The 26,133-nt window shown below is 65.6% G+C and carries 23 protein-coding genes; 9 read left to right on the top strand and 14 right to left on the bottom strand.

Annotation, left to right across the window (positions count from 1 at the left end):
* Positions 1-43 precede the first annotated feature (43 nt).
* The 4 genes from QA649_RS10925 to QA649_RS10910 all read right to left on the bottom strand — a co-directional run bounded on the left by QA649_RS10925 (position 44) and on the right by QA649_RS10910 (position 4,236).
* Entirely contained in the window at positions 44-1,552 is a 1,509-nt protein-coding gene (locus QA649_RS10925; RefSeq protein WP_283024177.1) for a glycosyltransferase family 39 protein, read from the bottom strand.
* Between the two features lie 99 nt (positions 1,553-1,651).
* A complete protein-coding gene (locus tag QA649_RS10920) occupies positions 1,652-2,500 on the bottom strand; it encodes a ribonuclease HII (RefSeq protein WP_283024176.1) in 849 nt (282 codons plus the stop codon).
* 77 nt (positions 2,501-2,577) lie between these two features.
* A complete protein-coding gene (locus QA649_RS10915) occupies positions 2,578-3,033 on the bottom strand; it encodes a VOC family protein (protein ID WP_283024175.1) in 456 nt (151 codons plus the stop codon).
* A gap of 39 nt (positions 3,034-3,072) precedes the next feature.
* Positions 3,073-4,236: a PA0069 family radical SAM protein gene (locus tag QA649_RS10910; RefSeq protein ID WP_283024174.1), complete on the bottom strand. Its 1,164-nt coding sequence runs from the start codon at positions 4,234-4,236 to the stop codon at positions 3,073-3,075.
* Positions 4,237-4,446: 210 nt separating this feature from the next.
* Here QA649_RS10910 and QA649_RS10905 point away from each other — a divergent pair, with 210 nt between their 5' ends.
* Positions 4,447-6,834 (top strand): phosphoketolase family protein, encoded by a 2,388-nt coding sequence (locus QA649_RS10905; protein ID WP_283024173.1) that lies wholly within the window; start codon positions 4,447-4,449, stop codon positions 6,832-6,834.
* 4 nt (positions 6,835-6,838) lie between these two features.
* Positions 6,839-8,026, top strand: coding sequence for an acetate/propionate family kinase (locus tag QA649_RS10900; RefSeq protein WP_283024172.1), 1,188 nt, complete (start codon positions 6,839-6,841; stop codon positions 8,024-8,026).
* Positions 8,027-8,223: 197 nt separating this feature from the next.
* On the opposite strand, the gene QA649_RS10895 is transcribed toward QA649_RS10900, so the two are convergent.
* Complete coding sequence (locus QA649_RS10895; protein ID WP_260385551.1) at positions 8,224-9,063, bottom strand: RMD1 family protein; 840 nt, start codon at positions 9,061-9,063, stop codon at positions 8,224-8,226.
* Positions 9,064-9,391: 328 nt separating this feature from the next.
* On the opposite strand from QA649_RS10895, the gene QA649_RS10890 reads away from it, so the two are divergent.
* Positions 9,392-9,967, top strand: a complete 576-nt coding sequence (locus tag QA649_RS10890) for a glycosyl transferase (protein ID WP_283024171.1) — start codon at positions 9,392-9,394, stop codon at positions 9,965-9,967.
* Between the two features lie 75 nt (positions 9,968-10,042).
* Entirely contained in the window at positions 10,043-10,972 is a 930-nt protein-coding gene (locus tag QA649_RS10885; protein ID WP_283024170.1) for a helix-turn-helix domain-containing GNAT family N-acetyltransferase, read from the top strand.
* Between the two features lie 111 nt (positions 10,973-11,083).
* Here the strand turns inward: QA649_RS10885 and moaB are convergent, their stop codons facing one another.
* A complete protein-coding gene (gene moaB, locus QA649_RS10880) occupies positions 11,084-11,647 on the bottom strand; it encodes a molybdenum cofactor biosynthesis protein B (protein WP_283024169.1) in 564 nt (187 codons plus the stop codon).
* A 206-nt stretch (positions 11,648-11,853) separates the two neighbouring features.
* On the bottom strand, positions 11,854-12,804 hold the full coding sequence (locus tag QA649_RS10875; protein ID WP_283024168.1) for a neutral zinc metallopeptidase: 951 nt from the start codon (positions 12,802-12,804) through the stop codon (positions 11,854-11,856).
* Positions 12,805-13,219: 415 nt separating this feature from the next.
* Between QA649_RS10875 and QA649_RS10870 the strand changes: the two genes are divergently transcribed.
* The 3 genes from QA649_RS10870 to QA649_RS10860 all read left to right on the top strand — a co-directional run bounded on the left by QA649_RS10870 (position 13,220) and on the right by QA649_RS10860 (position 15,679).
* A complete protein-coding gene (locus QA649_RS10870; RefSeq protein ID WP_018648812.1) occupies positions 13,220-14,350 on the top strand; it encodes a site-specific DNA-methyltransferase in 1,131 nt (376 codons plus the stop codon).
* Positions 14,351-14,534: 184 nt separating this feature from the next.
* Positions 14,535-14,861 carry a hypothetical protein gene (locus QA649_RS10865; RefSeq protein ID WP_283024167.1) on the top strand — a complete coding sequence of 109 codons (327 nt, stop codon included), beginning with the start codon at positions 14,535-14,537 and terminating at the stop codon, positions 14,859-14,861.
* Between the two features lie 131 nt (positions 14,862-14,992).
* Positions 14,993-15,679, top strand: coding sequence for a glutathione S-transferase N-terminal domain-containing protein (locus QA649_RS10860; RefSeq protein WP_283024166.1), 687 nt, complete (start codon positions 14,993-14,995; stop codon positions 15,677-15,679).
* 52 nt (positions 15,680-15,731) lie between these two features.
* Here QA649_RS10860 and QA649_RS10855 read toward each other — a convergent pair whose 3' ends face one another.
* The 4 genes from QA649_RS10855 to QA649_RS10845 form a co-directional block, all read right to left on the bottom strand.
* Complete coding sequence (locus QA649_RS10855) at positions 15,732-17,741, bottom strand: methyl-accepting chemotaxis protein (protein ID WP_283024165.1); 2,010 nt, start codon at positions 17,739-17,741, stop codon at positions 15,732-15,734.
* A gap of 303 nt (positions 17,742-18,044) precedes the next feature.
* Positions 18,045-20,054, bottom strand: a complete 2,010-nt coding sequence (locus QA649_RS10850) for a methyl-accepting chemotaxis protein (RefSeq protein WP_283024164.1) — start codon at positions 20,052-20,054, stop codon at positions 18,045-18,047.
* A 375-nt stretch (positions 20,055-20,429) separates the two neighbouring features.
* Positions 20,430-20,561, bottom strand: coding sequence for a DUF1127 domain-containing protein (locus QA649_RS42940; RefSeq protein ID WP_349254078.1), 132 nt, complete (start codon positions 20,559-20,561; stop codon positions 20,430-20,432).
* Positions 20,562-20,650: 89 nt separating this feature from the next.
* Positions 20,651-21,094, bottom strand: coding sequence for a nuclear transport factor 2 family protein (locus QA649_RS10845; protein WP_283024163.1), 444 nt, complete (start codon positions 21,092-21,094; stop codon positions 20,651-20,653).
* A gap of 91 nt (positions 21,095-21,185) precedes the next feature.
* Between QA649_RS10845 and QA649_RS10840 the strand changes: the two genes are divergently transcribed.
* Complete coding sequence (locus QA649_RS10840; RefSeq protein ID WP_283024162.1) at positions 21,186-22,100, top strand: LysR family transcriptional regulator; 915 nt, start codon at positions 21,186-21,188, stop codon at positions 22,098-22,100.
* A gap of 117 nt (positions 22,101-22,217) precedes the next feature.
* Here QA649_RS10840 and QA649_RS10835 read toward each other — a convergent pair whose 3' ends face one another.
* Positions 22,218-22,838: a glutathione S-transferase family protein gene (locus QA649_RS10835; RefSeq protein WP_283024161.1), complete on the bottom strand. Its 621-nt coding sequence runs from the start codon at positions 22,836-22,838 to the stop codon at positions 22,218-22,220.
* A gap of 128 nt (positions 22,839-22,966) precedes the next feature.
* Between QA649_RS10835 and QA649_RS10830 the strand changes: the two genes are divergently transcribed.
* Positions 22,967-24,244 carry a flavin-dependent oxidoreductase gene (locus tag QA649_RS10830; protein ID WP_283024160.1) on the top strand — a complete coding sequence of 426 codons (1,278 nt, stop codon included), beginning with the start codon at positions 22,967-22,969 and terminating at the stop codon, positions 24,242-24,244.
* 222 nt (positions 24,245-24,466) lie between these two features.
* Here the strand turns inward: QA649_RS10830 and QA649_RS10825 are convergent, their stop codons facing one another.
* Together QA649_RS10825 and mutY are read right to left on the bottom strand one after the other, a co-directional pair.
* Positions 24,467-24,889, bottom strand: coding sequence for a PaaI family thioesterase (locus tag QA649_RS10825; RefSeq protein WP_283024159.1), 423 nt, complete (start codon positions 24,887-24,889; stop codon positions 24,467-24,469).
* A gap of 52 nt (positions 24,890-24,941) precedes the next feature.
* Positions 24,942-26,060: an A/G-specific adenine glycosylase gene (gene mutY, locus QA649_RS10820; RefSeq protein WP_283024158.1), complete on the bottom strand. Its 1,119-nt coding sequence runs from the start codon at positions 26,058-26,060 to the stop codon at positions 24,942-24,944.
* Positions 26,061-26,133: the final 73 nt, after the last annotated feature.

The raw sequence follows: 26,133 nt of genomic DNA, 5'->3' as shown, positions 1-26,133 counted from the left end.
CTTCGTCGCAAGGGCTCCTCGCAATGACGGCGGAGCGAGAGCCTCACGTCCCCTTCGGCCGCACGATGGCCCAGCCGATACGCAGCAGTTGCTGCCGGCCGGTCACGAGCCATTCGAAGGCACGCGGCACTTCCGGCACGATGCCGGGGAACCGCTTGAGAATTTCGGGCGGCGGGGTGCCGGCGGTATCGGCGGCGCGCCAGACCACGACACCGCCGGTCTCGGCGAACTTGGCCTGATTCATCCACGGCGTACGCGCTGGGTCCGCATCGATGAAGAGATGCGGCCGGCCGGAATGCAGCGTGATCAGGCTGGCGAGCTGGGGCTCGCCGGCAACCGCACGCAGGCGATGGTTGGTGCGGCGGGCAAAGCTCTCGTCGAAGAAATCCGAGATCGCCCGCGCCGGCATCGAGGTCGTAATCTCATTGGCGCCAGTCCAGGGCAGAAACAACACGGCGAGCACCACGCCGGCGGCGGGTGCGACGACGGCGGCAGCCCAGACCATGCGCAGCATGCGCGCACGGCGCATCGCGATGAGGTCGCCGGCCGCGACCACCACGGCAAGCCCCGACATGACCAGCACGACACCGGCGCCGCCGACGACGGAATCGAGGCCGAGGAGGCCTGAGATCAGCACCGCGCCGAGCGCCGGCGCCAGCGCGAAGAAATAGACGAAGTTGCGCGCGAGCGGCTCGACCGGCGGCCGGTAGATGATCGGCGCCTCCTCGCCCTTGGCGACGAACAGGCGGGTGTTGAGGAAGGTCAGCGCCGGGATTGCGGCCGCCCCGAGCACGAGCCCGCCGAGTAGCCAGGCCGCGTGGATCGCGCGGGTGCTCAGCTCGGCAAGCTGCGGCAGGGCCGGCAGCACCAGCGTCTCGGCCCGCATCAGCCAGACCGCATAGGGCAGCGCCAGCACGGCGACGACGATAACGGCGAACAGCGGATCGAGCGCGCGCAGCGTCCGGCGGCCGCCCGCGGTCGAGACCGCGAAGACGACGAGCAGGAGCAACAGAAACACCGCAGCAGGCGTTGTCAGCAGCAGCAGGCCCGCCTCGATCGACCAGGCGAACCAGGCATTGCCGCGGCGCTGGCCGATGATTTGCCAGGAATGGAGCAGCAGCAGCGCCCAGAGCGGGCGCGCCAGCACCAGCGGGCCGAAATCGAGCGTGGGCGAGGAGAAGGCCAGCACCGTCATGGTCAGGAGCACGGCGAGCACCGCCTGCTGCGAGCCGACCACGGCGCGGGCGAGATGATAGAGCGCGATGAAGGTCGCGATCTCGCAGAGCTGGGCGAGCACATAGACGCCGAACATGTGGCCGCCGGCGAGGCGGTAGGCGATGTCGGCGAGCCAGACCGGCAAGGGCGGGCCGAGATCGGTACCGACCTGGTATTCCCTGCCGAACGCCAGCAGCGTCGCCAGGGAGCCAGGCGGGCTGCGGTAAAACACCAAGGCCACGAACAGCCACATCGCGGCCTGCAGCAGCACGGCGATCCACACGATCAGCCGCGGCCGGGCGCGAATGAGCTCGATGACCAGGGAGGTAAACCGCATGCAACGTCCGAAAGATGCAGCCAACCCGTCCAGCCGGCCTTATTCGCTCGCATCTGTTTTGATAAAGGGCGCTGCGCGTCGTGGCAACGACCGTCTACGCTAGAGGCCCGCTCGAGCGTTGATTTCGACGCCCGCTTCCACCTGCACCTCCACTTCGGTGACCGAGAACAGGTCCTGCACCGGCTCGACGGTCCAGGGCATGTGCTTGGCGCGGGCGGCGGCGACGGGGGCGAAGAAGCTGCGGTGATGGACGGTGGGGCCGAGCCGGTCGAGGGCGTCGAGGTGCTCGGGGACGGCGTAGCCCTTGTGCTGCTCGAAACCGTAGCCGGGGCAGTCCTGCGCCAGCGCGCACATCAGCCGGTCGCGCGTCACCTTGGCGATGATCGAGGCCGCCGCGATCGACAGCACGATACCGTCGCCGCCGATCACGGCCTCGCAGTCGCAAGTCGTGTCGAGGCGGTCGCGGCCGTCGACGAAGACATGGCGGGGCGCCTCGGGCAGCGCCACCACGGCGCGCTTCAGCGCCCACAGCGAGGCGCGCAGGATGTTGTCGCGGTCGATCCGGGCGCGTGAGGCGACGACCACCGAGACCTGCGCAGTGGCGCAGATCTTGTCGAACAGTCTTTCGCGCTCCTCGGCGGTCAGGCGCTTGGAATCATCGATGCCGCGCGGAATGCGGTCGGGGTCGAGAATCACCGCGGCCGCCACCACGGGTCCCGCCAGCGGCCCGCGACCGGCCTCGTCGCAGCCCGCGATCGGCCAGACGCCACGCTTGATCAGCGCGCGCTCGCGGCGAAAGCTTGGCGGCGCAATCGCGATGATGCCTTTCTTGCCGGCGGGAGCCTTGACGTCGGTAAGCTTGGCGGCCTTGGCAGGCGCTGCCTGCTTCGCAGCACCCTCTTTCGGCGCGCCCTTGGCCGGCTTCCTGGCGGACTTGTCTCGAATCATGGCCGGGATCGTGCGCAAGCGGCCCCGCCGGCGCAACCGGGAACCCCGGATAATTCCCGTTATTCAGGTCGGCCGCCCTACTCCGCCAGATGCACCCGCCGGTCCTCACCGACCTCGATGCCGGGCGCCACCACGGCCTCCCAGACGTGGCCATCGGGATCGGCGAAATAGCCGCGATAGCCGCCATAATCGGTCTCGCACGCAGGCCTCAGCAGCCTTGCGCCCTTGCTGACGGCGAAAGACAGGACTGCATCGACCTCCTCGCGCGTGCGACAGTTCCAGGCGAGCGTGGTGCCGCGGAAGGTCGTTGGTCTCGGCTCATCTGGCAGGGATGCGTCCGCTGCGAGCAGGTCCCAGCGAAACAGCGCGAGCACCGGACCGCCGGTGTCGTAGAACGCGACCGCCTCGCCGGTCGCCCTCAGCCGGCGCGAAAAGCCGAGCGCGTCGTAGAAGGCGATACTGGCGCGGATGTCGCTGACGCCGAGCGTGATGACGGTGAGTCGCGGGATCGGAGCCGGAACTTCCTTGCTCATGGGACGCCTCTTCCACTTTCCCGATCAGAACTTGCCCGGTCAGAACAGGCTGAGCTGCTCGCCGTTCCGCTTCGGCCGCGCAAAGTGATCCGTGGTCAGCTTGGAGCGGCGCTTGTTGAGAGCGAGCCTGTCGCAGGCGATCTCGAAGCGGCGGCCGATGGTCCAGGCCATCGGTCCGGTGCCCTTCATCCGCTCGCCCCATTTCGCGTCGTAGTCGCGGCCGCCGCGCATGTCGCGGATCAGTGTGAAGACGTGGCGATAGCGGTCCGGGTAGTTCGCCATCAGCCATTCGCGGAAGAGATCGCGCACCTCCAGCGGCAACCGCAGCAGCACGTAGGAGGCTTCCTTGACGCCGGCATGAGCGGCGGCATCGAGGATGCGCTCGATCTCGGAATCGTTCAGCGCGGGAATGACAGGCGCGACCATCACGGTGGTGGGAATGCCGGCCTCCGAGAGCTGCTTCAGCGCCTCCAGCCGCTTCGGCGGCGTCGAGGCGCGCGGCTCCATGGTCCTCGCCAGCTTGGGATCGAGCGAGGTCACCGATATCGCGACCTTGGCGAGGTTGCGCTTGGCCATGCGCTGGAGAATGTCGATGTCGCGCACGACCAGCGCCGATTTGGTGACGATGCCGACGGGATGCCCGGTGCGCTCCAGCACCTCCAGAATGCCGCGCATGATTTTGCGCTCGCGCTCGATCGGCTGATAGGGATCGGTGTTGGTGCCGATCGCAATCATCCGCGGCTCGTAGCCGGGGGCGGCGAGCTCCTTCTCCAGCAGCGCCGGCGCCTCGGGCTTCACGAACAGTTTCGACTCGAAGTCGAGCCCCGGCGACAGGCCGAGATAGGCATGGGTCGGCCGCGCGAAGCAATAGACACAGCCATGCTCGCAGCCGCGATAGGGATTGATGGAGCGGTCGAAGCCGATATCGGGGGAGTCGTTGCGGGTGATCACCTTGCGTGAGGCGTCCACCGCCACCGTCGTCTTGAACGGCGGCAAATCCTCAAGGCTCTGCCAGCCGTCGTCGAAGGCGACGCGCGCCTCGGCCTCATAGCGGCCGCTGGCGTTGGACTGGGCACCCCGACCTCGCCTGCGCTGGCGGTCGATGGCGACCGCCAGTTCAGGAAAGTCGGAAGGCGCACCCGCCGGCTCGGAGGGCGCCGTGACCGGCGGGTGCTTGAGAGCAGAAGAAGATGCTGGACTCATGAAACCAAGATAGCACGCCAAAGGAACAAATCAAGAACATAAACAAAAAACCCGAAAACAACCCCATGCACAGTAGAGCTGCCCAAAATTCGCGCGCCCGCCTTTGACCTCACGCAACACCGGCGTCGCGGCCATCCCGTTTCATGAGCGACGGATCGATCACGCCGGAACCGGGTTGGTGACGATCGCTCTGTGAAGGTCGGCAGGAACATGACAATCCAACAAAAAACGGCCGCCGCGAGCGGCGACCTCGATCTCCTCGATCGCTATTGGCGCGCTGCCAACTACCTCTCGGTCGGGCAAATCTACCTGCTCGAAAACCCGCTGCTGCGCGAGCCCCTGCGGCCCGAGCACATCAAGCCGCGTCTGCTCGGCCATTGGGGCACGACACCCGGCTTGAACTTCATCTATGCCCATCTCAACCGCGTCATCCGCGCGCTCGATCTCAACGTTCTCTATGTCTGCGGCCCCGGCCATGGCGGTCCGGGCATGGTCGCCAACACCTATCTCGAAGGCAGCTACAGCGAGATCTATCCTGACATCGCGCGCAATGCGGACGGATTGCGCAAGCTGTTCAGGCAGTTCTCCTTCCCCGGCGGCATTCCGAGCCACGCGGCGCCTGAGACCCCCGGCTCGATCCACGAGGGCGGCGAGCTCGGCTATGCGCTGGTGCACGCCTATGGCGCGGCGTTCGACAATCCTGATTTGGTCGTGGCCTGCGTCGTCGGGGACGGTGAAGCCGAAACCGGTCCGCTCGCGGCGTCCTGGCACTCCAACAAGTTCCTGAGCCCGGCCCATGACGGCGCGGTGCTGCCGATCCTGCATCTCAACGGCTACAAGATCGCGGGCCCGACCGTGCTCGGACGGATGCCCGACAGCGAGATCCGCGATCTGTTCCGCGGCCTCGGCCACGAGCCGCTGTTCGTCGAGGGTGGCGATCCCAAATTGATGCACCAGGCCATGGCGGATGCGCTCGACGTCGCATTCGCCAGCATCCGCTCGATCCAGCAACACGCTCGCGACGGACGCAAGACGGTCGAGCGGCCGCGCTGGCCGATGATCGTGCTGCGCAGCCCGAAGGGATGGACGGGTCCGAAGGAGGTCGACGGCAAGAAGGTCGAAGATTTCTGGCGCGCGCATCAGGTACCCGTTGCGGGCTGCCGCGAGAATCCGGCGCATCTGAAGATCCTTGAAGACTGGATGCGCAGCTACGAGCCGGACAAACTGTTCGACGCGAGCGGCGCGCTCGCCCCCGAACTGCAGGCGCTCGCCCCTGAAGGCAGCCGCCGCATGGGCGCCAATCCGCACGCCAATGGTGGTCTCCTCAAGAAGGAGCTGAATCTGCCCGACTTCCGCAGCTTTGCCGTGGACGTGCCGCAGCCTGGCGGCGTCGTTGGAGAAGCGACGCGCGAGCTCGGCAAATTCCTGCGCGACGTCATTCGCCTGAACGCGCAAGAGCGTAACTTCCGCATCATGGGTCCCGACGAGACCGCGTCAAACCGGCTGGATGCCGTGTTCGACGCGACCGAGCGTGTCTGGATGGAGCCGACCGAACCGTACGACGTGCATCTCGCCCAGGACGGCCGCGTGATGGAGGTGTTGAGCGAGCATCTCTGCCAGGGCTGGCTCGAGGGCTACCTGCTGACCGGACGCCATGGCTTCTTCTCCTGCTACGAGGCCTTCATCCACATCGTGGATTCCATGTTCAACCAGCACGCCAAATGGCTGAAGGTGACGCGTCATCTGCCGTGGCGGCGGCCGATCGCCTCGCTGAACTACCTCTTGACCTCGCATGTCTGGCGCCAGGACCACAACGGCTTCAGCCATCAGGATCCCGGCTTCGTCGATCTCGTCGCCAACAAGAAGGCCGACATCGTCCGCATCTATTTTCCGCCGGATGCCAACACGCTGCTATGGATCGCCGACCATTGCCTGCGCACCTACAACCGCATCAACGTCATCGTCGCCGGCAAGCAGCCGGCGCCGCAATGGCTGTCGATGCAGGAGGCCGCGACGCATTGCGATGCAGGCATCGGCATCTGGACCTGGGCCGGCAACGAGGACACGAACACCGAGCCCGACGTGGTGATGGCCTGCGCCGGCGACGTGCCGACGCTTGAGACGCTCGCCGCCGTCGATCTCCTGCGCAGGGCACTGCCGGAACTGAAGATCCGCGTCGTCAACGTCGTCGACCTCATGACGCTGCAGCCCAGGGGGCAGCATCCGCACGGCCTGTCCGACCGCGACTTCGACAGCCTGTTCACGCGCGACAAGCCCGTCATCTTCGCCTATCACGGCTATCCCTACCTGATCCACCGGCTGACTTATAACCGCACCAACCATGCCGGCCTGCATGTGCGCGGCTTCGCCGAGGAAGGCACCACGACGACGCCGTTCGACATGGTCGTGCTCAACGAGCTCGACCGCTATCACCTCGCCATCGAGGCGATCGAACGCGTGCCGGGGCTGGCGACCAGGGCCGCGCAGGTGAAGCAACAGTTCCGCGACAAGCTGATCGAGCATTCGCGTTATGTGCGCGAGCACGGCGAGGACATGCCTGACGTCCGCGACTGGGTCTGGCCCAGCAAGGCGGGGTGACGTCATGCCGGCGCCGGAGGCGGTCCTCGTCCTCAATTCGGGATCGTCGAGCATCAAGTTCGGCCTGTTCGAGATTGCGGCGGCCGACCCCATCCTGCTGTGCAAGGGCCAGCTCGACGAGCACGAGGACAAGCCGCGGCTCGTCGTGAAGAGACCTGCGGGCGAGGACCTGTTCGAGACGCGGAGAGACGCATCGGATACCGACGACGGTCATCTGTTCGCGGAGGTGCTCGCCTTCATCGACGACCGGTTCGGAAAGGGCAGCTTGCGCGCGGTCGGTCACCGTATCGTTCATGGCGGTCCGGACTATTCGGGTCCGGCTGTCCTGACGGACGACGTCACCGCGAAGCTGGAGGCGCTGACACCACTGGCTCCGCTGCACCAGCCGCGCTGCCTCGCGCCGGTCCGCACCATCGGAGCGATCCGGCCCGCGCTGACGCAGATCGCCTGCTTTGACACCGCCTTCCATCACGGCCTCGCCCCGCCGGCGAGTCGTTTTGCCATTCCCAGGCGCTTCGAGGCGTGCGGCGTCAGGCGCTACGGCTTTCACGGTCTCTCCTTCGAATATGTCGCGGGGCGCATCGCCGAGATCGCGCCGGAGCTTGCGGCCAGGCGCACCGTCATCGCACATCTCGGCAACGGGGCGAGCCTCTGCGCGTTGCGCGATGGCCGCAGCGCCGACACCACGATGGGACTGACGCCGCTCGACGGCCTCGTGATGGGCACGCGCTGCGGCACCATCGATCCCGGCGTGCTGCTCTATCTGCAACAGCACGAGGGGATGTCGGTCGAGGAGGTCCAGCACCTGCTCTATCACCAATCCGGCCTGCTCGGCGTCTCCGGCCTCTCCGCCGACATGCGCACGCTGCTCGCGAGCCGCGAGCCAGCGGCGCGCGAGGCGATCGATCTCTTCGTCTTTCGTGCGGCGCAGGCGATCGCGGTGATGGCGACCGCGCTCGAAGGGCTGGACTGCCTCGTCTTCACCGGCGGCATCGGCGAGCATGCGAAGGAGATCCGCAGCGCGATCGGCGAGCGGCTTGGGTGGCTCGGTGTGCGCATCGATGCATCGGCGAATGCCGAAGCGCGCGAGCGGATCAACGGCAGCGATAGTACTGTCGACGTGTTCGTCATGCCGACGAATGAGGAGCTGATGATCGCGCGCCATTGCGCGGTACTACTGCGAACGAGATGAGATGCGTTCTTCCCTTCCCCCCTTGTGGGAGAAAGTGGCCCGAAGCGCCGGATGAGGGGTCTCTATCCGCGCCACATTTGCAAATGAGTATGCGGAGAGATACCCCTCACCCGAGTGAGTTTGTATCTCCTTGCGGTGCTGCCCTCTCACAGGGGGAGAGGGCACAGCAACGCGCATCTGGCTCGCTGGCCGGCGAACTAATGAGTCCCCGACAGGATCTGGACGCACCCGATCACGACCTCGATCACGATCAGCACCACGACCGCGATCTCGAGGCGAAGCGAGCGCTGGGTGTCGATGATGTCGGTGAGCGCATTGGCGGTCTCCGACACGGCGGTGAGCTTGCGCTCGAGCGTGTCGAGACGCTCCTTCAGCTCGTACTCGTCCTCGAGGCGGGCATAGAGCCGGTCGAGCTCGGGCTTCTCCCAGAGCACGTCGGGCTTCTCGGCCACCGCAACGCGGCCGGCGACGCGCTGCTGGACGAGAAGCGCGTTACCGATCAGTTGCAAAATGCCCTTGCGGCGGCGCGGCGTGCGGCCGTACTCGGCGAGCTCGCGTGCGAACGGCTCGATCACGTCGAACACCGCGGCGACCCGCCGCTCGTCGCGGGCCAGCGACGTGCTCTTGGCGAGCGCGTCCGCGACCAGGAGCAGCCGGTCGTCGGAGAATTTGGAAAGGCAGATCGGCCCACCCGGCTGGATCGCCTCGCTGTTTTCATCCTTGCACAACTGCGCCTGCGCGATCTCCTCCTCGTAGGGGCTGAACTCGCCGATCACGCGCGACTTCAGGCTGTCGATCAGCACCTTCTCCTCCGAAGGCAAGAGGCCGATCAGCACCACGACGCCGTAGCGGAAGATCACCGCGAGGCCGGCGTGAACGCGGAAGGCGGCCGGCGTCGATGACACCAGCGTCCCGATCTCGAGGCCGGACGCATTGATGCGGTCCCCCAGCATCAGCGCCCGGATCCGCAAGCTCGGCGCGGCGTCCGGCCTGGGAGATGTTGTCGGCGCGCTAACGGCGAGTTGATCGGCGTTCATGCAAGGCCCTCGTCAGCACCGTGGATTGCAAGCTTCGCAATCCCCTGTGTCGGTCTGCGCGCATCCTCCGCATGCAGGATTGCGGGTGGCCTGCATGCTGCGCAAGGATCGCAGCGAAACTCCGGGATAATACCGTCACCGCGAATTCGCGCCGAAATATTCGGCAACATTGCCACCCCGCAGGAGACATATTTGGATGCGATGGCTCTGGCAGTTTACCATCGAACAGCGAAGCCCCGTCGAAAAGTTGCACTCGGCAATGCCGCGTGTTTATGACAATATCAAAACGTTGCGCTTCTCCCGAAGCGCGGACACTGAAGCCTTAATCATGCTGAGCGTCATCATTCCGACCGAAGGCGTCGAGCAGACGGCGGTCGCAACCCTGGCCGCGCTGGTGCCCGGTGCCGCCGCCGGCATCATCCGGGAAGTCCTGCTGGTCGACGGCACCCGCAACGGCGTCATCGAGCGCGTTGCCGACGTCGCAGGCTGCCGTTTCGTCGGCATCGAGGGGTCCTCGCAGGGCGCGGCGCTCGCCGCCGGCGCGCTTCAGGCTCGTTCGCCCTGGCTGATGTTCCTCCCCGCAGGCGCGGTGCTGGAAACCGGCTGGATCGAGGAGACCACCCAGTTCATCCAGACCGTCGCGACCAGCGGCCGGGACCGGGCGGCGGTGTTCCGCTTTGCACGTACACCTTACGCCGATACCGGATTGCACGACTTCCTTCGGGCCGTGGCGCGCAAGCTGGTCGGCCCGTTCGGCGATCAGGGCCTTTTGATCGCCCGTGATCATTACGACCGGATCGGCGGCTATCCGCCCCAGGCCCGCCGTTCCGAGGCGCGGCTGCTGCGGCGGCTCGGCCGCTCGTCCCGGACCATGCTGCGCAGCCGGATCGTCATGGTCGGCTGAGGCCAGTTGCGACGCGTCCTTGATACTTGCCAAAGTCAAATAATTATTTGACAATGGCAAGTATCGAGGTGAGCCATGTCATTCAACGGTACCGAAGACCCCATCGCAGCGGTCCGCGCCTTCAACCGCTTCTATACCCGCAAGCTCGGCGTGCTCGACCAGCACCTTGGAAAAACCCCGTTTTCGCTCAGCGAGGCCCGAGTGCTCTATGAGCTCGCGCATCGCGACGACCTTGCGGCAAAGGAAATTGGAATCGAGCTTGGTCTCGACCCCGGCTATCTCAGCCGCATCGTCCAGAGCTTTGACGAAAAGGGGCTGATCACGCGCAAGCCTCTGCCCGCAGATCGCCGGCAATACCAGCTCAGCCTGACCGCCAAGGGCCGCCAGACCTTCGCCAAGCTGAACCTGAGCTCGCAAAACGAGGTTGCCGCAATGCTGGCCCAGCTTTCAGCCGGCGATGCAACGCAGCTCACGCAGGCCATGGCGACCATCGAGGCTGTGCTGGAGCAACGGCGAAGCCGGCCCGCTTCCGTCGTGCTGCGCAGCCATCGCGTCGGCGACATGGGCTGGGTCATCTCCCGGCAGGGCGCCGCCTACGCCGCTGATTACAACTGGGACATCAGCTACGAGGCGCTGGTCGCCGAGATCTGTGCGCAGTTCATCAGGAACTACGACCCCGCGCGCGAGCACTGCTGGATCGCAGAAGTCGGTGGCGAGCCGGTCGGCTCGATCTTTCTGGTCAAGGCCACGGACGAGATCGCCAAGCTCCGTCTATTGCAGGTGGAGAAGAAAGCACGCGGACTCGGTGTCGGCCGCGCGCTGGTCGAGCAATGCATCCAGGGCGCCCGCGAGAGGGGCTATAGCAAGATGACGCTATGGACGCAGAGCATCCTGGTCGCCGCGCGCGGCATCTACAAAAGCACCGGTTTCAAGCTGGTGAAGGAAGAGAAGCACCACAGTTTTGGTGCCGACCTGGTCGGGGAGACGTGGGAGCGGGATCTCTAGCTGCGCGGTGCCGTCAGACACGCCTCGCTTGGGTGAGGCGTATCTCTCCGCGAGTCTGGTAGCGTAGGGTGGGCAAAGGCGCGTCAGCGCCGTGCCCACAGCTATCCGTGCTCACACCGTCGCGCCTTGCGCCTTCGGCCTTCGCAGATGCTCGTCCAGGCGCGGCATGATCTCGACGAAATTGCACGGGCGCGTGCGGTAGTCGAGCTGGGCGGCCAGGATGCCGTCCCAGCCGTCGCGACAGGCGCCGGGCGAACCCGGCAGGCAGAAGATGTAGGTCGCGCCCGCAACGCCTGCGGTGGCGCGGCTCTGGATCGTCGAGGTCCCGATCTTGGCGTGGCTCAGCATGTGGAACGCGATCGAGAAACCGTCCATGCGCTTCTCGAACAGCGGCTCGATCGCCTCCGGCGTGACGTCGCGTCCGGTGAAGCCGGTGCCGCCCGTGGTGATGACGACGTCGACGCCGCTATCGGCAATCCAGCCGCGGATCACCGCGCGGATCGCATCGACATCGTCGGTGACAATCTCGCGCGCGGCGAGATGATGGCCGGCGGCAGTGAGGCGATCGGCCAGCGTCTGGCCAGACTTATCATCCGCAAGCGCGCGGGTGTCGGAGACGGTGAGCACCGCGATGTTGAGCGGGATGAACTGTTTGGATTCGTCGATCGAGGCCACGACTTCACTCCTGCTTCCCAACCACCGCCGTCATCCTGAGGTGCGCGCGCAAGCGCGCCTCGAAGGATGGGCCGCGGGCTCCGTCATCCTTCGAGGCTCGCCGAAGAGGCGAGCACCTCAGGATGACGCCACTACTCCCGGATTCCCAGATGCGCAATTGCGCATCATAGTTCGCGCTGCGCTGCGTCCGGCGCACAAACTCGTGCCTACAACGCCCCGCCGCCGAAGGTGTTGCAGGCCTGCACCGTGCCCTGCTGGTAGCCGGTCATGAACCACTGCTTGCGCTGCGCCGCCGAGCCGTGGGTGAAGGAATCGGGCACGACGCGGCCCGTGGCCTGGCGCTGCAGCGTGTCGTCGCCGATCGCGCTCGCTGTGGTCAGCGCGGCGTCGATGTCGCCTGCTTCCAGGAAGTTCGGACGCTTCTTCGCCTCGCGATTGACCCAGACGCCGGAGAGACAATCCGCCTGCAGCTCCACCTTGACCTGGAGCGCATTCGCTTCGGCCTTGCTGCCGGCCTGCTGCTGCAGCCGCGTCACGCGCGGAATGATGCCGAGCAGATTCTGGATGTGGTGGCCGGCCTCATGCGCGATGATGTAGGCGGTCGTGAAATTGCACGCCGACTTGCCGGAGCAGCCGCGGAAGCGGGTCTCGACCTCGCGGAAGAAGGCGGTGTCGAGGAAGATGGTGCGATCCGGCGGGCAATAGAACGGGCCCATCGCCGACTGCGCCATGCCGCAGCGGCCGCCATTGGTGGCATTGCGGAACAGCACGACCTTCGGACCGGTATAGTTCTGGCCGCTGGCCTGGAAGATCTCGCTCCAGCGATCGTCGATCTCGCCGAGGATGCCGGCGATCATGCTGCCCACCTCGTCGGTCGGCGCGCCGCGCTTGGCCGAGGTCGAAGAGGACTGGCGATCGGTCTGGTAGCTCGGCGCCTGGCCGCCGCCGGTGAGGATCTCGGCGCCGCCGATCAGGATGCGCGGGTCGATGCCGAAGGCATAGCCGATCAGGCCGAGCACGATGATGGTGCCGATGCCGAGCCCGCCGCCGCCCATCGGCAGGCCGAACCCGCCGCCTCCGCCGCCGCCGAATCCACCGCCACCCTCGTCGCGACGATCCTCGATGTCGTCGCTGCGGCGGAAATCATCGTAACGCATGGCGGGCTTTCCCTTAAATCCTCGATTGGCATCATTTGGGCGCAGGAGCGCGAAAGCTCAACGCGCCACACACGTAAAATTTCCGTTGCCTTTATCAATATCGTGCTCGGCAAAAATTGCCTAGTGCGACAGCATGCGCCTGCCAGCAATTTTTTCCGAGGAACGTGCAATTTTTTCCGAGAGAAATTTGCAGTCTTTCCGGCGCCGCGGCCGCTCCCGCAATGCGAAGAAACGCGAAATACGCTGTAAAACACGGCGAATGCAAACAGACGACGGCACGCGACGCGCGACGTGCGGCCTGCTCACAAAAGCAGCGGGTTAAGTCGATTTTTACTTTGCCGCTTCAATGTAACGGTCAGTCGGTTGTTTGGTCCCGCGTCGCCGACAGCGTCGCCTGAGTCAGAGTTCTTGAGTCATGGTAGAGTCGCGTCGCGGGGCGTCTGCAAGGGCGCCCCGCACAAACTTCGAGTCTCCGTCGCATCGTATCATCCTCGGCGATTGCGTCGCCGAGATGTCGAAGCTTCAGGCAGGCAGCGTCGATCTGGTGTTCGCAGATCCGCCCTACAATCTTCAGCTCAAGGGCGATCTCAAGCGCCCCGACGAATCCCATGTCGATGCCGTCAACGACGACTGGGACAAGTTCGATTCATTCTCCGCCTACGACGATTTCACCCGCGCCTGGCTGCTTGCCGCGCGCCGCGCGATGAAGCCGTCGGCGACGATCTGGGTGATCGGCTCCTATCACAACATCTTCCGCGTCGGCGCGATCATGCAGGACCTCGGCTTCTGGCTCCTGAACGACATCGTCTGGCGCAAGACCAACCCGATGCCGAATTTCCGCGGCCGCCGCTTCACCAACGCGCACGAAACGATGATCTGGGCCGCGCGCGACGAGAAGGCCAAGGGCTATACGTTCAACTACGAGGCGCTGAAGGCGGCCAACGAGGACGTGCAGGCGCGTTCCGACTGGCTGATCCCGCTCTGCACCGGCGAGGAGCGGCTCAAGGGCGCCGACGGCAAGAAAGTGCATCCGACGCAGAAGCCGGAAGGACTGCTCGCGCGTGTGCTGCTGTCCTCGTCCAAGCCCGGCGACCTCGTGATCGACCCCTTCAACGGCACCGGCACCACCGGCGCCGTCGCCAAGCGCCTCGGCCGCTCCTATATCGGCTTCGAGCGCGACAAGACCTATGCCAAAGCGGCCGAAGCCCGCATCGCGGCGGTCGAGCCGCTGCCGGAAGAAAGTCTCGCGCCGTTCATGACCGCACGCGAAGCCCCGCGCGTCGCGTTCTCGGAGCTGATCGAGCGCGGCATGATCATGCCGGGCACGAAGCTGTTCGACGCCAAGAAGAAGCTCGGCGCGCTGGTCCGTGCCGACGGCGCCATCATGCTGGGCGACAAGGTCGGCTCGATCCACCGCATCGGTGCCGTTGCGCAAGGCGCGCAGGCCTGCAACGGCTGGACCTTCTGGCATGTCGAGACCAAGAAGGGTCTCAAGCTGATCGACGAGCTCCGCGCCGAGATCCGCGCGGGCATGGCGGCGGAGTAGTTCTCCTCCGCTTTCGTTGCTCTCGTAGGGTGGGCAGAGGCGCTCTTGCGCCGTGCCCACGATCTCTCCCGGGGATACAGATTTGGTGGGCGCGCTTCGCTTTGCCCACCCTACGGCGTCTTGAATGCCGCCCCCGCCAGGACTAGATTCGCGCGATCAGCCCCGTCCTGACCGGTTGGGCCCCATGCGACGACAGTCCGAGACATTGCTGCTGGTGCCGCTGCTGCCGATCTTCCTGCTCGGCATGTTCCCGATGTTCCTGATCGCCCTGCTCGGGTTTTTCGGCCTCGCGCTGTTCGGCGTGCTCGTGGTCTGCGTCGGGCTCGCCAGCAGCAACGAAGCGCACGACAATTTCAATCACGACGTCATCGTCCACGGCTATGCGCGGGGATCGGAGCGCGCCGCGCGCGCCTCCGACATGCATCTCGCCGCGCGGCTCGGGCTGCGGCTGGAGGCGGTCGGCGCGGCGATGATCGTTACGGCGGCGATCGGCCTTTGTTACGCCGGCTGATCTGCGTGGCGCGCAGATACCGCCCGGCAAACTCGCCGGTTGCTCTCTCCGACGCGGTTCAGGCAAGAGAAGGGCAGCAGCGGCAGTGACGCCGCGCTCGTTCTCGGCCAACGAACACTGGGGAGATGATGATGCTCAAGTTCTATTTCAACGGCTCGCCGAACCCGACCAAGGTGGCGATTTATCTCGAAGAGTCCGGCCTGCCTTTCGAGCCGGTGAAGATCGACACCCGCAAGGGCGAGCAGTTCACGTCGGAATTCCTCAAGATCAATCCGAACGGCAAGGTGCCGGCGATCGACGATGGCGGCACCATCGTGTTCGACTCGAACGCCATCCTACTCTATCTCGCCGAGAAGACCGGCAAGTTCCTGCCCGCCGCCAGCGTGCGCGGCGAGACGCTGTCATGGCTGATGTTCATCGCCACCGGCGTCGGGCCGTATTCGGGCCAGGCCGTGCACTTCAAGCATTTCGCGCCGAAGGACCAGAACCACGACTACGCCCATAACCGCTACCAGTACGAGACCGATCGCCACTACAAGATTCTCGACGATCACCTCAAAGGCCGCAGCTACATGGTCGGCGACAGCTATTCGATCGTCGACATGGCGCTGTGGGGCTGGGCGCGGATGGTACCGTTCAAGCTCGGCGACGACGCCTTTGCGCGCTACCCGAACGTGAAGCGGCTGGTGGACGAGATCTCGGCGCGGCCAGCGGCCGTACGCGCGATCGCGTTGAAGGACAAGTTCACCTTCAAGGCCGAGATGGACGACGAGGCGCGCGCCAACATGTTCAAGCACATGACGACCAAAGTCGCCTGATCACACCTCGCCGCGATTTGAAGGCCACGCGCATGTGCGTGGCCTTTTGCTTTTATGCGGCGTGGACCGAGCTCAGGAAGTTCGCGACTTCCTGCTTCAACCGGTTGCTGTCCGCCGACAGCGAGCGCGCCGCCGACAGCACCTGCGAGGACGCCGATCCCGTTTCGGACGCCCCGCGCTGCACGTCGCCGATATTGGTCGAGACGCGCTGGGTGCCGTGCGCGGCCTGCTGGACGTTGCGGGAGATCTCCTGCGTCGCCGCGCCCTGCTGCTCCACGGCGGCGGCGACCGTCGACGAGATCTCCGACAGCCGCTCGATGGTGCCGCTGATTTCCCTGATGGAGCCAACCGATTGCTCGGTGGCGGCCTGGATGCTGGAAATCTGCTGACCGATCTCGCCGGTCGCCTTTGCGGTCTGCTCGGCGAGCGCCTTGACCTCGGAGGCAACCACCGCGAAGCCGCGGCCGGCTTCGCCGGCGCGCGCAGCTTCGATGGTCGCGTTCAGCGCGAGGAGATTGGTCTGGCCGGCGATCGTGTTGATCAGCTCGACCACGTCGCCGATGCGCGCGGCGGCCTTGGACAGCTCGCCGACACGCTCGTTGGTCCGGCTCGCCTGACCGACGGCTTCGCTGGCAATGCGGGCGGATTCCTGCACCTGGCGGGCGATCTCGGAGACCGAGGACGAGAGCTCTTCGGTCGCGGAGGCGACGGCCTGCACATTCGCCGAAGCTTCCTGCGAGGCGCTGGCGACCTCCGTCGATAGATCCTGGGCGTGCGCTGCAGTTGTGGTCAGCGTGCCGGCGGAGGCTTCGAGCTCGTTCGAAGCCGACGACACGGTGTTCACGATCTCGCCGACCGCGCGTTCGAACTGGTTGGCCAGGTTTCTCATGTCAGCCTTGCGGCTCTCGGCCTGCCGGGCCTCGATCTCGACCTGCTCGTGGCGCAGACGCTCCGTCTCGACCATGTTGTCCTTGAACACCTCGATCGCCTTGGCCATGTCACCGATCTCGTCGCGATTGCCACGACCGGGGATCTCGACCTTGAGATCGCCGCCGGCCAGCAGCCCCATCGCCCGGGTCATCGAGGTCAATGGACCGACGATGCTGCGGGCGATCAGGAAGGCGACGAGGCCGCCGAACAGAACGGCAAGACCGCCGGCGACCTCCTGAATCCAGGTCGTGTTGGCAATGACGCCATCAGCGGCCGCGCGCGACTTCTGGTAGTCGGCCTTCAATCCGGTCTCCGCCACCTTGAGCCTGTCGACGCTGTCGCTGATCAGGGGCGCGATATCGTTGCGGTAGATGTCATCGGCCTGCAGAATTGCGGCGGAGGTCGTCTCGAAGGCCGCCTTGTAGGCCGCAAGCGAGCTCTTGATCGGCCCGAACCCGGCCTTGACCTCGTCCGGCAGACCGGCCTGCTCCAGTGACTTGAGCGCTTGCTGCGCCCGATCGACATTGGTCCTGAAGGTCGCCGGCCCCTTTGCGTCCCGGACGGCGAGGAAGCGCCAGTTTGCGACACGAACCAGCAGGATCTTGGATTCAAGATCGGCGACGGGAGCGCCCACGCTGGTATCGCCGGTTTCACGCGCGGCATCGACGAGCTTGCCGGTGTTGGCGGTCAGCTCGTCGCCTCCGGCGAGCAGAACGGCTTTGCCCTTGGTGGTCTCATTGACGGCACCGCCCATGCGCTCGCGCAGGGACTTCATCTTCTCGATATCCCCGAGCAGGCCGTTGTAAATCTTGAGCCGCTCGTCCGAGATCGTTGACTTGGCTGCGGCCTTCAACAGCTCCGCCGTCGCCGCCTCCCGCTCCGCGGCTTCCTTGAAGGCCGGCTCGTTGGCGTCATAGATGTAGCGCAGATTGGCGCGCCGCAGCGCCTGGAGCTGGATCGAGATTTCCTGGACGCGGGCCGCGTTGTCCGAGAGGGCCGACAGACGCGTCATCTGGCCCTGCACTGCCCACAGATTCCAGACCGCGACCGCGGCCATCACAAGGCCAAGGACCACGAGAACCGAAAATCCGGAGTACAGACGCCCCCGGATTCCCAAACGCAAGCTCGGCATCACTGTCCACCCATAGCAGGAAGAAAAAGACAAGCAGCCGACGACATTCTCGCGATTGCAACGACGCTTCGTTGCAAACCACGTCCCCGAGGAATCGGGCTGCACCGCCGTACAGTGCGGAACAAGTGTTAATTGAGGCTGTATTTTACCGGTGTCGAATACGGAGAAGCCGACGAAGGCATCCCCGTCGTCTGCTCGGATGAACAAGAGTTGGGCACTGGCGGCACAGCATTGGCGGCCTGATCAAGCCACAGCATCGCTTCAGGTCCACGCGCATGCGCGTGGACCTTTGGCTTTGAGACGTCAGGCGGCGTGGACCGAGTTCAGGAAGTTCGCGACTTCCTGCTTCAGCCGGTTGCTGTCCGCCGACAGCGAGCGCGCCGCCGAGAGCACCTGCGAGGAGGCCGAGCCGGTCTCGGACGCGCCGCGCTGCACGTCGCCGATGTTGGTCGAGACGCGCTGGGTGCCGTGCGCGGCCTGCTGGACGTTGCGGGAGATCTCCTGCGTCGCCGCGCCCTGCTGCTCCACCGCGGCCGCGACCGTCGACGAGATCTCCGACAGCCGCTCGATGGTGCCGCTGATTTCCCGGATCGAGCCGACCGACTGCTCGGTAGCGGCCTGGATGCTGGAAATCTGCTGGCCGATCTCGCCGGTCGCCTTCGCGGTCTGCTCGGCGAGCGCCTTGACCTCGGAGGCGACCACGGCGAAGCCGCGACCGGCTTCGCCGGCGCGCGCAGCTTCGATGGTCGCGTTCAGCGCGAGGAGATTGGTCTGGCCGGCGATGGTGTTGATCAGCTCGACCACGTCGCCGATGCGGGCGGCGGCCTTGGACAGCTCGCCGACGCGCTCGTTGGTCCGGCTCGCCTGCCCGACGGCTTCGCTGGCGATGCGGGCGGATTCCTGCACCTGGCGGGCGATCTCGGAGACTGACGAGGACAGCTGCTCGGTCGCGGAGGCAACGGCCTGCACATTGGCCGTGGCTTCCTGGGAAGCGGACGCCACCTCGGTGGAGATATCCTGGGCACGCGAGGCGGTCGCCGTCAGCGTCCCGGCGGAGGCTTCGAGCTCGTTCGAGGCCGACGACACGGTGTTCACGATCTCGCCCACAGCCTGCTCGAACTGGTCTGCGAGCCTGACCATGTCAGCCTTGCGGCTCTCGGCCTGCCGGGCCTCGACCTCGACCTGCTCGTGGCGCAGGCGCTCGGTGTCGACCATGTTGTCCTTGAACACCTCGATCGCCTTGGCCATGTCGCCGATCTCGTCGGTCTTGCCGCGGCCGGGGATCTCGACCTTGAGATCGCCACCGGCGAGCAGCCCCATCGCGCGCGTCATCGAGGTCAATGGACCGACGATGCTGCGGGCGATCAGGAAGGCGACGATCAGTCCGAACAGGACGGCGAGGCCGCCCGCGATCATCTGCACCGATGTCGTGCCCTCGATCACGGCTTCGGCGGCGGAGCGCGACGCCTTGTAGTCCTTCTTCAGCGTGGTTTCCGCGACCTTGAGCTTGCCGATGCTCTCGACGATGAGGGGGGCGAGGTTCTTGTGGTAGATCTCGTCGGCCTGGAGCATCGCCGCGGAGGTGGTCTCGAACGCCGATTTGTAGATGCCGAGCGAGGTCTTCACCGGGGCGAGCGTGGTGCGCAGCTCGGTCGCCTGCGGGCTCTTTTCGAGCGCCGAAAGGCGCTGCATCGCCCTGTCCACATTGGTCCTGAAGTTGGCTGGCCCCTTGGTGTCGCGCAGCGCCAGGAAACGCCAGTTGGCGATCTGAACCTGGAGCAGCCTGGATTCGAGGTCCGCGACGAGCGCCGCTGTGTCCTCATCGACGGCCGCGCGGGCCACATCGACCAGCTTGCCCATCTTGACGGTCAGTTCGTCACCACTCGGCAGCAGCGTCGCCTTGCCGGTTCGCGCCTCGTTGACGGCGTCCCCGAGATTGTCACGCAGGCTCCGCATCCTGGCGATGTCGGTGATGAGATCTTCGTAAAGCTTGCGCCGCTCCTCGGAGGCCGTCCCTTGCGACCCGACCTTCAACAGCTCGGTCGCCGCGGTTTCCCGTTCCGAAGCCTCCTTCATCGCAGGCTCGCTGGCGTCGTAGATGTAGCGCAGATTGGCCCGCTGGATCGCCTGAAGGTGGGTCGATATCTCCAGCACCCGCGCGGTGCTGTCCGATAGCGCCGATTGCTTTGCGACCTGATCCTGCACGGCCCGCAAATTCCAGACGGCAACCACGGCCATCACGAGACCAACCGCCACCAGGGCCATGAAGCCTGCGTACAGGCGTCCCCTGATCCGCAAACGAAATTTCGGCATTCCCACTGTCCACCAGATGCATGCGACTTCGAGCGGCCGAACCCGTTCGAGGATCGTCATCGGCCACCCTGGCAGCCGCGCGTCGCGTCCTTGCGACCCACGCTGCACCGCGACACAATGGGGGACACTCGTTAATTGAACCTTCTGATTTTTCGCGCAAGCGCGCCCGGGCTCATACAAAATCTGCTGATTTTATCGGCAGTTGCGCAAGGGCTTTGGCGCATGGCCCTGCAGCCGCGGGCAGATCGTCGCATCGGGCTCCCAAAGAGCGTTGGTTCGGCGGTCGCCTGCGTCACTTTGGCCGGTGCGCTCTCCAACCTGCAGGCGGCCGGCCCGACCGGGACCGGCACACGCTTTCCATGGCCGGTCCGCGCTTCATTTTCGGCGGCGGGACCCACGCAGCTCGTAGGCAATCTCCGACCGGGTCATGCCGCAATCCTGCAGCTCCCGTTCGGTCATGGCCTCGAGCTGGCATCGGGCCCGGGACCGCTCCCGCCTGATACCCATGAGATCCACCAGCCTCCACCAGACCCGCATGAGCATCGCGGGCTGTGGCGGACGGGATCGGTCGGTGGACGCGACGTCGTCCAATCCGCTCAGCTCGCGGCCCTCACCGGTGCTTGCGGAAACAGACCGAGCGCCTTCTCGGTCAGCACCGAGTCGCAATACTCGCGGATCTCCTTGATCTTGCCCTCCTCGAGTTGGAACACCAGGCAATAATCGTTGTCATAACGCACGCCCTCGGGCGTGACGTTGTCGCCCTTGGCTTCCACCACGACGATGTCGCCATCGGCGATGAAGCGGTGAGCCACGGTGCGCGTCCGGTCGCGCAGGCGGGTGCGCACGTAGCCGTGCAGGTCGTTGAGGATCGCCTCCTTGCCGGCGAAGGTGCGCGACCAGGAATACTGGCCGGTCACGACCCATCTGGCATCGTCGGCGAGGCTTGCGGTGAACAGGGCGCGGTCGCGCGCGGCCGGATCGGGGTTTGCGGCGGCGGCAAAGATATCCTGCATCAGTTTCTTGTTGGCGGCAGCGCTCATGGCGGCATCTCCTTGTCATGGCAACGCAGAGATCATCGTCGGGCGATCGGCATTCTTCAAATCGATAGAGAATATGATATCTATTCGCCTGATGAATTTGAATTCGCTTGACCTCAACCTGTTGACCGCACTGGACGCGCTGCTGCGCGAGGCCAATGTCAGCCGCGCGGCCATGAGGATTGGCCTGTCACAGCCGGCGACGAGCCACGCACTGCAACGCCTGCGCGACATTTTCGGCGATCCGCTGCTGGTACGGACCGGCGCGCGGATGGAGCTGACGCCGCGGGCGCAGGCCCTGCGCGCGCCGCTGGCGCAGGCGCTCGACCAGGTCCGCGGGCTGTTCGTGCCTGAGGACTTCGACGCCGCGCGCAGCGAGCGGCAGTTCCGCCTGATGATGCCAGATCTCGCGGTCGAGCTGTTGATGCCGCCTTTGATGGAGAAGGTCACGCGCTTTGCGCCCAACGTCCGCATCGACGTGGTGCCGTGGCGGGGACCTGCGATCTTCCACGCCGAGTTCGCCCGCACCATCGACCTCGTGATCTCGATCGGCAATGCCTTCAAGGGGTTTCACCGCCAGCTGCTCTACACCGACAGCGACGCGTTGGCTGTGCGGCGCGGCCATCCGATCGCCGCGAAGCTGAAGCGGCGCGAGACATTCCTGGCCGCGCGCCATATCGGCGTGATCATTCGCGGCCAGCCCGAGGATCTGATCGACACTTGGCTGCGCGCCAAAGGCATCGAACGGCACATCTCGCTGGTCGTGTCAGGCTATCTCGAGGCGCTGCATGTCGCCGCCCGCACCGACCTCGTCGCCTTCGTGCCGCGCCGGCTGATCGCGGCGCTGTCGAAGCAGCTCGGGCTCGTCACGGTGACGCCGCCGCTCGACCCCGGGATCGACGAGCAGTTCATGTTCCATCCGACGCGGGCGCAGATGGACCCGGGCTCGATCTGGCTGCGCCGGCTGATGCTGGAGACGGGACGGGGGTTGGAGAGGAAGTCTTCGTAAGGCGGATTAGCTCCCGTAGGGTGGGCAAAGCGAAGCGTGCCCACCATCCCGCCGTTGTCTAGAAAGATCGTGGGCACGGCGCTTCGCGCCTTTGCCCACCCTACAAGAGCCGGGCTATTACGCCTTCTGCGCGTCCATCACCTTGCGTATCGCCGGGCGGTCGGACATGCGCTTGAAATGCTCAGCGATCTTGGGCGTGGCGTTGATGTCGACGCTGTCGCCTTCGAGCCAGTTCGAGAGCGTGTGAAGATAGGGATCGCAGATCGTGAACTGATCGCCCATCACCCAGGGACCTTTGAACATCTTCTGCTCGATGAGCTTGAAGCAGGCGGCCATGGTCTTCGGCACCATCGCCTTCATATCGGCAAACGAACTCTCCTCCGTCGCCCAGCGCGCGCCGCGCATCTTGTGGGCGTGGTTGATATGCACGGTCGAGCAGAGATAGGAGTTGAACGACTGCACCTGGGCGAAGTCGAAGGGATCGTCCAGCGGCGCAAGCTTCGCCTTGGGGAAGGTCTGCGCGATATAGGCCAGCATCGCCGGCGTCTCGGTCAGGACGCCGCGGTCGGTCACCAGGGCCGGCACCCGGCCCTTCGGATTGATGGCGAGATAGTCCGGGCTGTTCTGCTGGTTGTCCTTGAAGCTCAGCCGTTCGGCGGTGTAGTCGGCGCCGGCCTCCTCCAGGGTCATGTAGGTGGCGAGCGCGCAGGTGCCGGTGGCGTAGTAGAGCTTGAGCATGTCGGACCTCATGGGAAAATTGGAAAATACCCGCTGCCGGCACCCAGGTCCATAGCACGACATCCTCTTCGCTGTTGCCCACATCCGCCCGCCTGTGCCAAGACGCCTGCAATTGGAGGGGTCTTGGCATGACGGTACTCATCGCCGGTGGCGGCATCGGCGGGCTGACGCTTGCGCTCAGCCTGCATCAAATCGGCGTTCCCGTAAAAGTGTTCGAGAGCGTCGCGGAACTGAAGCCGCTCGGCGTCGGCATCAACGTGCTGCCGCATGCGGTGCGCGAGCTGATCGAGCTCGGTCTGATGGACAAGCTGGATGCCAGCGGCGTGCGCACGCGCGAGCTCGCCTATTTCTCCAAGCACGGCAAGCCGATCTGGAGCGAGCCGCGCGGGCTGGAGGCCGGCTATAAATGGCCGCAATTCTCGATTCATCGCGGCACGCTGCAGCAGATCCTGCTTGACACCGCGGTCGAGCGGCTCGGCGGCGACAACATCCTGACCAGCCATCATCTGACCAGATGGACCGAAACGGCGAACGGCGTCCGCGCCGACTTCATCGACAAGGCGCCCGGCAAGGCCGCAGGGACCTACGAAGGCGCGATCCTGATCGCCGCCGACGGCATCCATTCCGCCGCACGAGAAAAGCTCTATCCGAACGAAGGCCCGCCGATCTGGAACGGCCGCATCCTCTGGCGCGGCGTCACGCCGGCAAAGGCCTTCCTGACCGGCCGCACCATGATCATGGCCGGGCACGAGATCCTGAAATTCGTCTGCTATCCGATCTCGAAGGAGCCGGATGCGGCAGGCAACCACCTGATCAACTGGGTCGCCGAGCGCCACATGCCGCCGACCTATCAGTGGCGGCGCGAGGACTATAACCGCACGGCGCGGCTCGAAGAATTCCTGCCCTGGTTCGAGAGCTGGCAGTTCGATTGGCTCGACGTGCCCGGCCTCATCAGGAACTGCCCGCACGCCTATGAATATCCGCTGGTCGACCGCGATCCGGTGTCGCAATGGACCTTCGGCCGCATCACGCTGATGGGCGATGCCGCGCATCCGATGTATCCGATCGGCTCCAACGGCGCCTCGCAGGCGATCCTCGATGCGCGCGTCATCACCCGCGAGATCCTGGCGCACGGCCCGACGCAAGCGGCCTTGCTCGCCTATGAAGCCGAACGCCGGCCCGCGACCACCGACCTCGTCCTGCTCAACCGCAAGAACGGCCCCGAGCAGGTGATGCAGCTCGTCGAGGAGCGCGCGCCCGACGGCTACAAGGTGGTAACCGACGTGCTCTCGCAACAGGAGCTGGAAGACATCGCCGCGAACTACAAGCGCGTCGCAGGCTTCCAGGTCGAGGCGCTGAATGCAAAGCCGCCGATCGTGAGCAAGGACGCGCGCGCGAGGGTGTGAATTTTCGCCCGAGGCGAGATGCACGTTGACGTGCCCTCGCCCCTTGCGGGAGAGGGCCGCGACGCTGGTCGACGCAGGCTCGTTTGGGTGAGGGGTGTCTCTCCGCCCGTTCGCCTCTCACAACTGAATTCGCGGAGACATACCCCTCATCCGGCGCTTCGCGCCACCTTCTCCCGCAAGGGGAGAAGGAAGAGGGAGTGCGGTGCTAGACCAGTGCCCGCCTCACTTCATCGCCACCCTCGCCGCCTCCAGCAACCGCTCACTCGCGCTTGCGGTCGCGAGCACCGTGCCGTCCTCCGCCATCAGCTTGGCCTCGACAAACGCAATCGTCTTGCCGAGCTGCGTGACCTTGGCCTCGCCGATGATCGGCCCGGGCTTCGCAGGCGCCAGAAAATTCACCGTCATGCTGATCGTCGTCGTGTAGAGCCGTCCCTCGCTCATCACCAGCACGGCGGGACCCATGGTATCGTCGAGCATGGCCGAAAGCATGCCGCCCTGGATGAAGCCCGCCGGATTGCAGAACTCAGGTTTGCCCTCGAAGCCGAGCCTGATCCAGCCCTCCTCGGGGCGAGCATCGAGCAGGCGCCATCCGAGCAGCTCGGCGCAAGGCGGCCTTGGAAAATTGTCGAGCGCGGTTTTGACCATTGGCAGCCTCCGTGTCGCGCCCTGATAGCTTAACGCTGCTGCCAACGTGCTGTCAGGAGGATGCGCCCGACGAAAGATCCAGCGCGTGCGCAATCACCTTGCGCATGACGTTGGGCAGCGCTTCGTCGGCAAGCGTCGCGATCGGCGCCCAGCGCATGCCTGCGGGCGCGCGGGTGCGGGCTTCGGCCTTCGCGGTGTAGACCACCAGCTCCAGCGGAAAATGCGTGAAGACGTGGGTGACGACGCCTACCTTGCGCTGCCAGCGCGACAGCCCCTTCAGTTCCGGCGCCTGCTGCTTCGCCGTCACATCCTCTTGTCCGGCGAGCCAGTCCGAGCCCGGGACTTCCGTCATGCCGCCGAGCAGGCCCTTCTCGGGTCTTGAGCGGACGAGCACCTCGTCACCGCGCGTCACCACGAAGGCTGCGCCCCGCCGCAGCGCTCCGCTCTTCTTCGGTGCCTTGCGCGGAAACGTCTCCTGGGTGCCTTGCGCGCGCGCCGTGCAATCCTCAATGAACGGGCACAGCGAGCAGGCCGGCTTCTTCGGCGTGCAGATCGAGGCGCCGAGATCCATCAGCGCCTGAGCGCTGTCGCCGGCGCGCGAGTTGGCGAGCAGCGTCGCCGCCAACTGCTGGATCAGCGGCTTTGCCTGCGGGAGCTCGTCTTCAACGGCAAAGAGCCGCGACACCACGCGCTCGATGTTGCCGTCGACCGGCATGGTGTGGCGATCGAACGCGATCGCCGCAATCGCCGCCGCCGTGTAGGGTCCGATCCCCGGCAGCGCGCGCAGGCCCTCCTCGGTATCGGGAAAGGTGCCGCCATGCTCGCGCGTCACCGCGACCGCGCAGGCGTAGAGATTGCGCGCACGCGAATAATAGCCGAGCCCGGCCCACATCCGCAGCACGTCGTCGAGCGAAGCACGCCCGAGCGCCGTGACGTCAGGCCAGCGCGCGACGAATTTTTCGAAATAGGGCCCGACCGCCTTCACCGTGGTCTGCTGCAGCATGATCTCGGACAGCCAGACGCGATAGGGATCCGACGCCTCGCCGGGTGCGGCGCGCCAGGGCAAGCGGCGGCGATGGCGGTCGTACCATTGGAGGAGCAGCGTCGGACGCGATGAGGTCTCCGGTCGAACTGGTTCCGACTTCACGTTCAGGGCGGATCTGCGGCTCATGCGCTCACTGTAACGGCCCCACGCCGATCTCTCCACGTCATGCCCGCGCTGGTCGCGGGCATCCACGTCTTTC

Source organism: Bradyrhizobium sp. CB1717, from assembly GCF_029714325.1.
In the GTDB taxonomy this organism is placed as follows: domain Bacteria; phylum Pseudomonadota; class Alphaproteobacteria; order Rhizobiales; family Xanthobacteraceae; genus Bradyrhizobium.
Note: the sequence above shows the minus strand (reverse complement) of the source record. Positions and strands in the feature narration are given on the sequence as shown.

What these genes read in the sequence shown, in the direction of transcription:
- QA649_RS10865 (WP_283024167.1), top strand. Translation starts at nt 14,535, where the DNA reads ATGCGACGACAGTCCGAGACATTGCTGCTGGTGCCGCTGCTGCCGATC.
- QA649_RS10840 (WP_283024162.1), top strand. Translation starts at nt 21,186, where the DNA reads ATGAATTTGAATTCGCTTGACCTCAACCTGTTGACCGCACTGGACGCG.
- QA649_RS10855 (WP_283024165.1), bottom strand. Translation starts at nt 17,741, where the DNA reads ATGCCGAGCTTGCGTTTGGGAATCCGGGGGCGTCTGTACTCCGGATTT.
- QA649_RS10905 (WP_283024173.1), top strand. Translation starts at nt 4,447, where the DNA reads ATGACAATCCAACAAAAAACGGCCGCCGCGAGCGGCGACCTCGATCTC.
- QA649_RS10920 (WP_283024176.1), bottom strand. Translation starts at nt 2,500, where the DNA reads ATGATTCGAGACAAGTCCGCCAGGAAGCCGGCCAAGGGCGCGCCGAAA.
- mutY (WP_283024158.1), bottom strand. Translation starts at nt 26,060, where the DNA reads ATGAGCCGCAGATCCGCCCTGAACGTGAAGTCGGAACCAGTTCGACCG.
- QA649_RS10870 (WP_018648812.1), top strand. Translation starts at nt 13,220, where the DNA reads ATGGTAGAGTCGCGTCGCGGGGCGTCTGCAAGGGCGCCCCGCACAAAC.
- QA649_RS10900 (WP_283024172.1), top strand. Translation starts at nt 6,839, where the DNA reads ATGCCGGCGCCGGAGGCGGTCCTCGTCCTCAATTCGGGATCGTCGAGC.
- QA649_RS10850 (WP_283024164.1), bottom strand. Translation starts at nt 20,054, where the DNA reads ATGCCGAAATTTCGTTTGCGGATCAGGGGACGCCTGTACGCAGGCTTC.
- QA649_RS10825 (WP_283024159.1), bottom strand. Translation starts at nt 24,889, where the DNA reads ATGGTCAAAACCGCGCTCGACAATTTTCCAAGGCCGCCTTGCGCCGAG.
- QA649_RS10830 (WP_283024160.1), top strand. Translation starts at nt 22,967, where the DNA reads ATGACGGTACTCATCGCCGGTGGCGGCATCGGCGGGCTGACGCTTGCG.
- QA649_RS10925 (WP_283024177.1), bottom strand. Translation starts at nt 1,552, where the DNA reads ATGCGGTTTACCTCCCTGGTCATCGAGCTCATTCGCGCCCGGCCGCGG.
- QA649_RS10890 (WP_283024171.1), top strand. Translation starts at nt 9,392, where the DNA reads ATGCTGAGCGTCATCATTCCGACCGAAGGCGTCGAGCAGACGGCGGTC.
- QA649_RS10875 (WP_283024168.1), bottom strand. Translation starts at nt 12,804, where the DNA reads ATGCGTTACGATGATTTCCGCCGCAGCGACGACATCGAGGATCGTCGC.
- QA649_RS10895 (WP_260385551.1), bottom strand. Translation starts at nt 9,063, where the DNA reads ATGAACGCCGATCAACTCGCCGTTAGCGCGCCGACAACATCTCCCAGG.
- QA649_RS10860 (WP_283024166.1), top strand. Translation starts at nt 14,993, where the DNA reads ATGCTCAAGTTCTATTTCAACGGCTCGCCGAACCCGACCAAGGTGGCG.
- QA649_RS10885 (WP_283024170.1), top strand. Translation starts at nt 10,043, where the DNA reads ATGTCATTCAACGGTACCGAAGACCCCATCGCAGCGGTCCGCGCCTTC.
- QA649_RS10910 (WP_283024174.1), bottom strand. Translation starts at nt 4,236, where the DNA reads ATGAGTCCAGCATCTTCTTCTGCTCTCAAGCACCCGCCGGTCACGGCG.
- QA649_RS10835 (WP_283024161.1), bottom strand. Translation starts at nt 22,838, where the DNA reads ATGCTCAAGCTCTACTACGCCACCGGCACCTGCGCGCTCGCCACCTAC.
- QA649_RS10845 (WP_283024163.1), bottom strand. Translation starts at nt 21,094, where the DNA reads ATGAGCGCTGCCGCCAACAAGAAACTGATGCAGGATATCTTTGCCGCC.
- QA649_RS10915 (WP_283024175.1), bottom strand. Translation starts at nt 3,033, where the DNA reads ATGAGCAAGGAAGTTCCGGCTCCGATCCCGCGACTCACCGTCATCACG.
- QA649_RS42940 (WP_349254078.1), bottom strand. Translation starts at nt 20,561, where the DNA reads ATGGGTATCAGGCGGGAGCGGTCCCGGGCCCGATGCCAGCTCGAGGCC.